Genomic DNA, 10,981 nt, shown 5'->3' on the forward strand with positions numbered 1-10,981 from the left:
CCCAATGGAGAGGAACACGCTATGATTAAAGGTGCGATCGCGAAATTAGGACTGATTACTTTATTCACAGGATTCTCGCCAACGGTACAGGCGCAGGAATCGCCTTCCTACATTCCCCAAACAGCCGCAGCCTTGGCGCTGCAAGGGGAGGTGCAAGAGTATTTAAATGCGGTGAATTTGGCGCAATTAAATTATTTTCTGGAGTATTCTCAGTTTGCCACAAGTTTAGCTGAGTTAAATCTGGCGGGGTTCCAGGAGACGGAGAATTATCGCTATTTGATGTTACCTGCAAAGAATCCGCGTCAGGGTATGATTATGATTGCCCAAGCGAAAAACCCGAAACTGAAAAGTTATGCGGGGGCGGCTTTTGTGGTATCGTCGGGTGAGATTATTAAGGGCATTGGGGGGATTTGTGAAACGAATTTACCTTCAACCTCTCCGCCTGTGATTCCGACTGCGCCGACGTTTGCTTCAACGGGGATATTATGTCCTTTTGGTTCTCATGCGTTAACGGATTTTGATCGGAACAGAATATTATAGGGTGTGACACCGTAGGGGCGCACCGACGTGCGCCCGATTCAATGGTCAAGGATTTTGCTGTTCCGTTATTGGTGAGATAGGGCGGGTTTTGCTGTTCCGTTATTTCAGTGATAGCTGAGTTGAATTCCTAAACCCGCCCCTACAATTCCTAAACCTGCCCCTACAATTCCTAAACCTGCCCCTACAATTCCTAAACCTGCCCCTACAATTAAATTATAACTACAATTTAATTATGACTTAGTATGACAAATTTAGATATTCGCCAACTTGGAATTAACCTCAATCATTGGTATGTTGTCGCCCGTAGCGATGAGGTGAAATTGCAACCTGTCGGCGTAACCCTTTGGCATCAAAATATTGTTCTTTTTCGCGATAGTACGGGTGAAATTCATGCCTTAGAAAACTGTTGTCCTCATCGCCAAGTTCAATTGAGTCATGGTCAAGTTAAGGGGGATTTGTTGGAGTGCGCTTATCACGGATGGCAGTTTAAGACAACGGGAAATTGTGTTTTTGTTCCCTATTTAGCCGAAAATCAAAAATTGCCGAATTGTGCGGTTCGTGCTTATCCGGTGCGGGAACAGGATGGGTTTATTTGGCTGTTTCCAGGGGAGGGGGATAGGAACATTCGACAACCGATGGGACTCCCGGAGTGGGATCATCTGAATTATATTGCTACGGTTTCTCGGATTGACTGTAATGCCCATTTTTCGTTTTTAATTGAGAATTTGATGGATATGTATCATGGGCATTTGCATCAGGATTTGCAAGCGTGGGCTGATCCGGTTTTGGTGGATATTGAGGAGGATGAGTATCGGGTAGATGCTCATTATCAGGCGAAGAGTTATTATAAGATTGATAAAATTTGGTCGATTTCTCAGTTGTTTTTTCCGGCGCTGCGGCGTTTGCATCCGGAACCGTTGGATGTGAGTTATGTTTATCCCCATTGGGTGTCGAGTTTGGGGGAGGATTTTAGGATTTATTGTTTATTGTGTCCGATAAGTTTACGCCAGACTCGCGCCTATTTGGTTCATTTTACGTCGCTGAATGCGTTTTGGCGGTTGCATAAGTTACCGATTTGGTTTCGGCGGTGGATTAAGGAGAGTTTATTTGGTTCGGCGCAGGGGTTGTTGGATGGGTTGGTGCGTCAGGATGTGCAGATGATTGAGGAGGAACAGTTGGCGTATTTGGCGCATCCGCAAGGGAGGGGGTATGAGTTGAATCGGGCGTTGGTGAGTGTGCAACGGGTGATGGGTAAGCAGGGTGATTTGTAGGGGTGGGTTTAGGGATTGAATTGGGAATTTTGCTGATACTGTTTGTGGCAAAACCCGCCCTTGGTTAAGGTTGAATGTATGTTTTACGTTGGTATGTTCGCTGTTACGTTGATAGGCTAAGGTTCCCAAACTACGAACGAAGAATGACAAACAACGTTATCCGGGCGGTTTAGTAATGATTATTGCGTCTGATATGACTGTGTAGTTTTTTCCTTCCCAGGTGAAGTTTAAGGTTTGTCCGGGAGATGAAGAGATTTTATCTAAGTAAGCTGTTATTCTAGCGTCGAGAAGCGGTTTGGCGCGTTTCAATTTCCAGGATTGAAAGAAGTCTGAGGGGTCAATGAGAACTAAGAATAAGCGATTCGAGGCGTCAAATCGACGGATACCTTGATTTTCGTACAGCCATTTGATTAGATTGTCGGGGTTTTTCTTGGCTTGTTGAATCAGTTTTTGCCGAAAATTGCTGAGTTCAGATAGCAAGGTTTGGGCGTCTTCTGAGGGATGATCCCTGGCTTTTTTCCATAAGTCTGAGAGTAATTGACTGTCAGGAAGATTAGGGCTAAATGTGACTTGATGCTGACGCGCCCATTGTTTCAATCGTGTAAGTTCTGGACGCTTATTTTCTGAACGACGGCACTGTTTGATGTATCCTTCAGGAAAATAAGTGACTTTTAGATCAAAGGGAATACTATTTATAAAAAAGTCTATTTTTTTGATTAAGCCTACCGCAGGTAATACTTGATCATGATCACGGAAAATATCTTCAATTATTATTGATGTCCAATGGTTGTACCATGAACATAAAACGTAACCTCGCATACTATAGTGAAGCTCATTCTCGATACTGTTTGAGAGTTGATCATAGTTATGGATTTTTTTGACGTAGTTGTCTATAATTGTTCTCTCCAGGCTATTTTGATGCAGTCCACCCCAGTCAAAAACATCGATACGATAGAGTTGATTGACGAGTTCTGGCTCTTGTTGACGACGTGTTTCTCGCTCTGATGCGTAAATTTGTTGGATGGTGAAATTAATTAGGGTGTCATTAATCGAGGTGGTATTAAAGGCTTCTTTTAATAAATCTCGTGCTGAGTTGGATTGGGGGGGTTAAAGCGGCGGATGCGAATAATTGGTATAAGTGTTCACGGCGCGATAATGAACGTAGTTTAAGAAAACGTAGCCCGTCCTTGGTTTGGGATAATTCTCTGATGCGATTGTCTCGAAACCAGGCTTGTGCTGTCTCAAAGTCCATCGAGTTAATGCTTGACTAATGGGGAAAAGTATCTGACCAACCGCGAATAGTTTTCAATCGCGAAATTTTGTTTAAATCAGCGTTAGGGTTGCCGAAAACTAGGGCAACATCATGCTTAAGACTCCCTTTTCGGTTGTCTTGGACGACGGAACGGGCTGAATAGTTACAGGGGAATTGTCCGAGGTAGTTTAGGTTTGATGATGGTTCTGAGCTATCTATGAGTTGTTTGATAAATGCCCAGTGTTTCTGTTGTCTGGCATTATAAAGTAAGACGAGGAAGCCGTCGTCTCGTAGAATGGCGGAACAGTCGGTTAAGAAGGCGCTCATGGTTTGATTGTAGAGGGTGGCGGTTTTGGCGCGTTCTTTGGCGTTTGAGATGACGATTTCTGAGTCAAAGTTGGGTTCAATTCCTAAGATGCTATTCCACAGTTCACTGAGTTCTAGGTAGGGAATGCGATCGCTGTGTGGGGGATCGGTTATAATTAGGTTGATTGATTTCTTTGGCAGGTTTTTTAGTTCTTGTTGACAAGGGGCGCAGATAATGCTACATTCTGCGTTGTTTTGGTAGAATTGATCGAGGGTTTCACTAATAGTGCTGCCTTGTAAGGGATCACCGTTTTTGATCACATTTAATAGTTTGGTAACGCGCCGCTCGAAACAGTTCCAAACGTTTACTTCAAAGTGTAATGGGGGTCGCCAGTAGCCAATTACCCAACTCCCGACTTCTGTTTTTTTTGAGGGATTCCCGTTGGTTTTGCCTCTGCCTGTAACGGCGAATACCATTTTTGTCATTTGTCCAGAGGCTGCGGTTAGGCATAGCTTCATGGCGGGTTGGGCGGCTTGGGGAAGTTGGTTAATTCGGTCTATGATTAAGTCCAGGTTATGTTGGGCGCGACCTGTGATGAGGTCGGATAGGGAGAGTTGCGGGGTAGCGTTTATTCTGCTATTGGCGAAGAATTTCGGGGGACGAATGGTTTTGCTTTTGTAGGTTGAAAAGGTGTCGATGAGTTGAATATCTTCGGGTGTGGGGGGAAGTTCGAGGCGGCTAGTGCTGCGATTACCGGATAACCAAATTTGGTGTAATTGGTTGTTTTGCCAAAGATAGTGGGAGGCGATTCTTCCATCTTTGAGTTGATAAGTTTGGTTGATTTGGGGTTTGAGGGTTTTTTCTAGGGATAGGAAGGCATTGCGGATGAGGGGATAATCGGGTGGGGAGATGAGTAGTTTGGTGAGTTCGGTGGCGATGGGGTTGATGTCTATTCCGATGAAACGACGTTTTCGCAGCCGGGATTCACGGGCAGCTATGCCGGAACCGACGAAGGGGTCTAGGATGATATCGTTTTCTTGGGTGAGTTGTTGGATGGCTAGGGCGAGGGGTTCGTGGGGTTTTTTGCCCCAGTATTTGTGTAGTCTGTACCAGCCTGAATATCCAGTGGGATGAGTGATGGTTTGGGGGGATGGTTCGGAATTGTTGGCAAATTCTAGGGTTAGTTGTTTGTACACTCGGTTTGTTTGGTTTGATCAGGTTTTGGGGTTGGGATGGGGGAGGTTTGATTATTTTACAAGATAATCTGTTCGGCGTTGCGTTGATGGGCTAAGGTTCCCTTACTACGAACGACGAATGTTGGTTGGGGTGGGGGAGGTTTGATTATATTACAAGTTAATCTGCTCAGCGTTACGATGATAGGGCTAAAGCCCTTACTACAAACCTAATGGAAGGGTGACGGTGAAGGTGGTGCCGATATCGACTTCACTGTGGACGTTGATGGTTCCGCCGTGGAGTTCGATGGCTTTTTGGACGATGGATAGTCCGAGTCCGGTTCCGGGTAGGTTGCTGACGTTTTTCGCCCGGTGGAAGGGGTCAAAGAGTCGGGGGATGTCTTCTCTTGGTATGCCGATTCCTTGATCTTGGATCTGAAAGCATACTGTATGGTCTGGATAGGTTAGGGTTAGGGTTATGGTGCTGTTGGGTTGGGAATAGTTGATGGCGTTGGATAAGAGATTGCCAAGTATTTGATAGAGGAGTTTTTCGTCGAGACAAACGCTGTGGTTGGTTCCAGGGGTGTTGAGTTGTAGGGTTTTGTTGCTACCGGCGATGATTTGATAGTCTTCGATGATGGCTTCGCAGAATTGTTCTAAGTCCAGTAATGTGGGGTTGAGTTCCAGTTTGTCGGCGCTGGCTTGGCTGAAGACGAGAACGTCATCGAGTATTTTGGTAATCCGCCGCACGGCTTTGTCGGTTCGTTGGAGTAATTGATTGCATTTTTCTTCGCTTAAGCCGTCGTGAGAACGGGCGAGGAGTTGGGCGGAGACGTAAATCATGTTCAGGGGGGTGCGGAATTCGTGGGAGACGGTTTGGATAAAGCGGGATTTGAGTTCGCTGAATTCTTTTTCGGCTTCTAGTTGTTGGCGTAGGCTTTCGGCTTGATTGCGATAGGTCATGTCCCGAATTAACCAGCGCAATCCCACGATTTCTGATTGAGGGTTGAGTATGGCTGAAATGGAAATCTCCACCGGAAAGGGTTCATTCTGGCGCGGTTGCAGGGATAGTTCCCAGTCTCGGTACAGTAGGGTGGTGGGAAAGTCGGGGGAGGAGAGGTGGGTGAGTTGGTTGAGTTGACTGAGAAAGGTGCGTTTGCTTGTATCGGCAATAAACAAAGCTAGGGGTTTGCCGATTAGACGCCGTTTTTCTATATTCAGTAGGGTGGCGGCGGCTTGGTTGGCGTCTTGGATTATACCGGATGCGTCGGTGATGAAATAGCCGTCGGGGGCGAATTCAAATAACTCTTGATACTTTCGGCGTTCGTCTTCTGTGGCTTGATGCGCTGCTGCGAGTTCCTGATTCCGTTCTTGGATTTCTTCGACGGCGACTTGTAGTTCTTCTAGGGTGGTGGATAGTTCGGTAACGGTTTCGGCTAGCTTAATTGAGCATTCATCGGCTGACATGCTAACCTCAGGTTCTGTCTGTGCTAAGCGTTCTTTGGCGTTTTGAATATGTTCGTTAATCGCTTCGGTTAAGGTATCGGAGGATATATTTAGTTTTTTTTTGCGGATTGGTTAGGATTCATGGTTATCTCCATCACATCAGGGGTGTCTAGCCTATTCAGATTTATCTATAGTTAATGCAGCATTTTATAAATGATTTCGTTCTATAAAACAGTAGGATTTAAAATTTCTATAGCTTATATAGCTTGCACTTTACTATAGTAGTTTTTAGGATCAGATTCTTCCCACTAGAGGGCGAGTTACGTTTTTTTGATGATTTCACTCACAACGGTTATATCACCTTTAGTCTGGACACGACAAGTCGTGTCCAGACTAGAATTTTTTTACATTCAGGAGTGGCAATTTGACGGTAAATGTTGTGCCAATGTCAATCTTACTTTGGACAGAAATTTTGCCTTGATGTAAATCTACGGCTTTTTTGACGATCGCGAGTCCTAATCCAGTCCCGTTGATTGTACCTGTATTCTGGGCGCGATGAAAGGGTTCAAATAAATGAACTTGGTCATTGGCGGGAATACCGATGCCGCGATCGCGAATAATAATTATAGCTTGATTCTCCTCAAGATTCAGTTCAAAGTCTACGGGATCACCGTTGGGTGAGTATTTCAGGGCATTTGTGAGTAAATTACTCAGAATTTGCCGCAGCAGTTTGGGGTCAAAATTGCCGCAAATGTCATCATCGTTACACTTAAACTGAATCCGTTGTTGATTCGCGGCTTCTAGGTGCAAGTCCTCGACTAAATTCTGACAGAATTCGCTTAAATTGACAACAGTAGGATTAAATTCTAGTTTTTCGGCGTCGGCTTTGCTATAAATTAAAATATCTTCCAATAACTGGGTCATATAGCCCACGCATTGGCTAATTTTATGGAAATGTACGGTTTTGCGTTCTGGACTCAGGCGATCGCTATACCGTTCTAACATTTCACTAGAGGAGAGAATCGTGGTTAGCGGCGTGCGGAATTCATGGGAAACGGTACCGAGAAACCGGGATTTGAGTTCACTGAGTTCTTGTTGTTCAGCTAATTCCTGGCGCAAGGCTTCTGCTTGTTGGCGGTGTCTAATGTCGCTAATTAACCAGCGTAATTTGGTTAGATTACCCTGATTATCGCGAATGGGAGAAACCGCGATCGCGGCGGGAAAGTATTCACTGTGGCGAGGCTGTAGCTGCACTTCCCACGCCGTTGATTGGCAGGATTGGTTTACTTGTTCCAGTTTGGTACGAAAGGCTTGGCGGTGAGATTCACAGACAAAGACAGGTAACAGTTTGCCAATCAGATGGTTGGGCGAGATGTTCAACATCGTACTGGCGGCGGGATTGGCGGTGTGAATTTTTCCTGTAATATCCGTCACTATGTAGGCTTCTGAAGTGCTGTTAAATAACTCTCGGTAATGCTGGAGTTCGATTTGGCTGGCATTAATTATGGTGACTGACTCCTGCTGTTGCTGATCGAGTTTCTCTAATGTGATTGAAAACTCCTCTAGAATCGTTGAGAGGATTTCGGGTTGATCCGCCGCTTGATTGATCCGGTTCATCAAGGATTCTAGGCGTTGTTGGGAGAGGTGAATCGGTTGGTTTAGGTTAGTCATGGGAATTGCGTAAGTGAGGATTTACACTTAATCTTATCTTTCTTCACAAAAGATGCGACTAAACGCGCCCCGTCAACAATACTACCTCCTGTTATTTCACATGCAATAGATCTTCAAAAGGGGGGGGAATAGGGAACAGGGAACAGGCAATAGGCAATAGGCAATAGGCAATAGGCAATAGGCAATAGGCAATAGGCAATAGGCAATAGACAATAGGCAATAGTTTCAACCTTTCCCAACACCCGACACCCCCACACCCAACACCCCACACCCCACACCCCACACCCCACACCCAACACCCAACACCCCACACCCCACACCCCACACCCACACCCTCACCCATCTCCTTGATTCACCTCATCTATCAATACAATCGTGCCGTATAATTGTTCTTCTATCCCTTGCAAACCATGCAATGTAACCCGACATTGAATGGATTGACCTCGGCGATTAATCGCATCCACCATGATTGTCTGATGATTTTCCTCGCCCTGAAAACAGTTACGGATTGGTTCGCACAACTGATCCACAGGTAAACCAATCTCTAAACTCAGGAGGGATTTGTCTTTTACCTCGTCACTGCGTAGTCCCCAGAATTCCTCGGCGTCTTGATTCCACCGGATAATATGAAATTCGCAGTCTACAATAATCACCCCTGTTTGGAAACTTTCTAGAATTGAATTTAAAAAGGCATTGGCTTGGTTGACTTCATCCGTCCGCAAGCGCAATTCATCATTCATCGTCCGTAATTCTTCATTAGTCGATTCGAGTTCTTCATTCATTGTCTCCAATTCTTCGTTGGTGGATTGCAGTTCTTCGTTGGTGGTTTCGAGTTCCTCATTCGTGGATTGTAGTTCTTCGTTTGTCGTTTCGAGTTCCTCATTACTCGACTGGAGTTCCTCATTTGCCGTTTCCAGTTCTTGGCTAGACGTTTTATACTTATCTTTTAATTGGTTGTAGCAAGTGACATCATAAAAGGAAACACTCACTCCCAATAACTTCTCGCCATTGCCATTTTCCTTTAAGGGAGTAATTTGCACATCCAAATACTGAGTATTATCGGACTGCTCCCGCACCACATCGTTAATCGTAATCGACCTACTATCGCGATAGACATCATCGATGATCGACCGCAGTTCTAGGGGACGGTAGGAAACTTCTAAGTCATGAAACAGTTTGCCCAGATCTTGCTGTTTGAGATTAAACATTGACCGGGCGCTGATATTTGCCAAGACTAAGTAACCATTGGTATCAACAATAATTTGGGCAATGGCTGAGGTATTAAACGCCGCTTCTCGCAGCCGCACCCGCTCAGACAGACGCGCACTCGATTCTTCATTCCCAGCTTGGGCGAGCATCAGCAGGCGATCGCTTAGTTTCGGTTTGGGTACTTTGGTAAAGAGGCGATGCTGTAAATTTAAAGGTCTAAACAGATTGCTATTAGTTAGCAGCATCTCGGCTTTGCCCAAAAATAGAGCGCCGTTGTCCTTTAGCGCAAAGTTAAACCGTGCCAAAATCCGTTTCTGAGTTTCCGCATTAAAATACATCAGCGTGTTGCGGCAAAGCAGTAAATCCAGTCGGGAAATTGGCGCATCTTGAACCAAATCATTCCGACCAAAAATCACCGCCCGGCGGATATCAGATCGGAATACATACTGATTGCCGACTTGTTCAAAATAGCGCTGTCGCCATTCCTCGGACAGGTTTTCTAAGGCTTTGGAATCATAGCGTGCCCAACGCGCTTGACTTAAGGCTTCTTTGTCTACATCGGTGGCATAAATTTTCACCCGCTGGCGAAATTGTTCCAACCCCATCATTTCTACCAAAAGCATGGCGATAGAATAGGCTTCTTCCCCCGAAGAACACCCCGCACTCCAGACGCGGATTTGCTCTTGCCTATCCTTTTGCTGCAACAGTTGCGGCAGGAGTTGCTGGTGTAAATAGTCCCAGGCTTCGGTATCCCGGAAAAATGCGGTAACGTTGATTAAAATTGTATTAAACAGCGGCTCAAATTCTTCTGGATTAACTTCCAGGTAGTCCAAATAATCGCCAAAATTGTCGATATTGTGAGACTGCATTCGCCGGGTTACCCGCCGCTTGAGCGTAGAGCGTTTGTAGCCTGTAAAATCAAAGCCGCGTGTTTCTTTTAGGTACTCCAGTAGGGATTCAAATATTCTACTTTCTTCTTGTTCTTTGTCAGTTGTCATTGGTAATTGGATATTACTTATTACTTATTACTTATTATAAAAGCAAAAATTAAAAATAAAAAGTTAAAAGCAAGTCCCAGAACTATTAAAATCTTCTACCCTCTACCCTCTTTTACAAGTTGGATGAGTGTTTCAGCAATTTCCGGTAAGGGTAAAATTAAATTGACGATCCCGGTGTCAATAGCAGAACGGGGCATACCAAAGTGTTCCGACGTCTCTTGATTTTGGCTAATCACCATACCGCCCATTTTCGCGATCGCCTCTACTCCTTTTGTGCCATCTTTCCCTGTCCCGGTTAAAATAACAGCAATTGCCCGATTTTGATAACTATTTGCCAGCGACTCAAACAGTAAATCTGCTGAGGGACGGACAAAATTGACCATCGGTGACTGCGTTAAAGAAAGCGTACCATCAGAGTTAACCAAAACATGATAATTGGGTTGGGCAATATAAACTTCTCCCGGACTTAGCTTGTCTCCATCCTCCGCCTGCTTAATCGGCAAAGAAATCCGTCGGCGGAGTATATCTACCATTAAAGAACGGTGACTGCGGTCAAGATGCTGTAAAACCAGAACGGCTGCTGGAAAGTCAGTCGGTAGATGGGATAAAACTTCAGATAGCGCCTTTAGTCCGCCAGCAGATGCAGCGATGGCGACGACATCAAAGGCAGTATTGGCGAAGCCTGGGGGAGGATTGGTGTGTTGATCGGCTTGGGGCTGTTGCATTTTATTTTTATGAGCGGTAGCACTGAAATATAAGGGTTAACGTTTTCATTGAAACCTCTCCCGGTTTTAGCGAAGCGGAACCGGGAGATTCCTCAGAACCTTATATCTAGCTTTTCGCCCGTCCCGGAGGAGGCTATCTGGCTAGACTTTTCTGAGTCGCTACGAATCGGCTCAACGGGGCTATGACTGCACCGACTTTCAGACGCGCTTACTCGATTTGCCGATTGTTGATATTGTTGGGTCTTCCGTAGTTAGTGTGCTAAATTGTTAGTTTGATTTGCCGGAACATGGGACAGCAATAGCTTTAACCAATTTTACCCGGATTTCAAGAGAGTTTTGAGGCGGTGAAAAGCGGCAATCATTGTGTGGCAAGCTTCCTGGTTCATTAAA

At 45.2% G+C, this 10,981-nt stretch carries 9 protein-coding genes; 2 read left to right on the top strand and 7 right to left on the bottom strand.

Annotated features, from left to right (window positions below):
- Positions 1–21 precede the first annotated feature (21 nt).
- Together RIG66_RS26840 and RIG66_RS26845 are read left to right on the top strand one after the other, a co-directional pair.
- Positions 22–540: a type IV pilin-like G/H family protein gene (locus tag RIG66_RS26840; protein ID WP_446382068.1), complete on the top strand. Its 519-nt coding sequence runs from the start codon at positions 22–24 to the stop codon at positions 538–540.
- A gap of 242 nt (positions 541–782) precedes the next feature.
- Complete coding sequence (locus tag RIG66_RS26845) at positions 783–1,811, top strand: aromatic ring-hydroxylating dioxygenase subunit alpha (protein WP_446382070.1); 1,029 nt, start codon at positions 783–785, stop codon at positions 1,809–1,811.
- 156 nt (positions 1,812–1,967) lie between these two features.
- On the opposite strand, the gene RIG66_RS26850 is transcribed toward RIG66_RS26845, so the two are convergent.
- The 7 genes from RIG66_RS26850 to RIG66_RS26880 form a co-directional block, all read right to left on the bottom strand.
- A complete protein-coding gene (locus RIG66_RS26850; RefSeq protein WP_446382072.1) occupies positions 1,968–2,630 on the bottom strand; it encodes a hypothetical protein in 663 nt (220 codons plus the stop codon).
- A 448-nt stretch (positions 2,631–3,078) separates the two neighbouring features.
- Positions 3,079–4,566, bottom strand: coding sequence for a DNA methyltransferase (locus tag RIG66_RS26855; RefSeq protein ID WP_446382074.1), 1,488 nt, complete (start codon positions 4,564–4,566; stop codon positions 3,079–3,081).
- 198 nt (positions 4,567–4,764) lie between these two features.
- Positions 4,765–6,009, bottom strand: coding sequence for an ATP-binding protein (locus tag RIG66_RS26860; protein WP_446382076.1), 1,245 nt, complete (start codon positions 6,007–6,009; stop codon positions 4,765–4,767).
- A 372-nt stretch (positions 6,010–6,381) separates the two neighbouring features.
- Positions 6,382–7,659, bottom strand: coding sequence for a PAS domain-containing sensor histidine kinase (locus RIG66_RS26865; protein ID WP_446382078.1), 1,278 nt, complete (start codon positions 7,657–7,659; stop codon positions 6,382–6,384).
- Between the two features lie 113 nt (positions 7,660–7,772).
- Entirely contained in the window at positions 7,773–7,979 is a 207-nt protein-coding gene (locus RIG66_RS26870; RefSeq protein ID WP_446382080.1) for a hypothetical protein, read from the bottom strand.
- Positions 7,980–7,994: 15 nt separating this feature from the next.
- The gene (locus RIG66_RS26875) at positions 7,995–9,866 is read right to left on the bottom strand and encodes a CheR family methyltransferase (RefSeq protein WP_446382082.1); all 1,872 of its coding nucleotides are present in this window, start codon (positions 9,864–9,866) and stop codon (positions 7,995–7,997) included.
- Positions 9,867–9,961: 95 nt separating this feature from the next.
- Entirely contained in the window at positions 9,962–10,591 is a 630-nt protein-coding gene (locus RIG66_RS26880; RefSeq protein WP_446382084.1) for a chemotaxis protein CheB, read from the bottom strand.
- Positions 10,592–10,981: the final 390 nt, after the last annotated feature.

Source organism: Coleofasciculus sp. E2-BRE-01 (genome assembly GCF_040221695.1).
Classification (GTDB): domain Bacteria; phylum Cyanobacteriota; class Cyanobacteriia; order Cyanobacteriales; family Coleofasciculaceae; genus Coleofasciculus.

What these genes read in the sequence shown, in the direction of transcription:
- RIG66_RS26840 (WP_446382068.1), top strand. Translation starts at nt 22, where the DNA reads ATGATTAAAGGTGCGATCGCGAAATTAGGACTGATTACTTTATTCACA.
- RIG66_RS26845 (WP_446382070.1), top strand. Translation starts at nt 783, where the DNA reads ATGACAAATTTAGATATTCGCCAACTTGGAATTAACCTCAATCATTGG.
- RIG66_RS26850 (WP_446382072.1), bottom strand. Translation starts at nt 2,630, where the DNA reads ATGCGAGGTTACGTTTTATGTTCATGGTACAACCATTGGACATCAATA.
- RIG66_RS26860 (WP_446382076.1), bottom strand. Translation starts at nt 6,009, where the DNA reads ATGTCAGCCGATGAATGCTCAATTAAGCTAGCCGAAACCGTTACCGAA.
- RIG66_RS26865 (WP_446382078.1), bottom strand. Translation starts at nt 7,659, where the DNA reads ATGACTAACCTAAACCAACCGATTCACCTCTCCCAACAACGCCTAGAA.
- RIG66_RS26875 (WP_446382082.1), bottom strand. Translation starts at nt 9,866, where the DNA reads ATGACAACTGACAAAGAACAAGAAGAAAGTAGAATATTTGAATCCCTA.
- RIG66_RS26880 (WP_446382084.1), bottom strand. Translation starts at nt 10,591, where the DNA reads ATGCAACAGCCCCAAGCCGATCAACACACCAATCCTCCCCCAGGCTTC.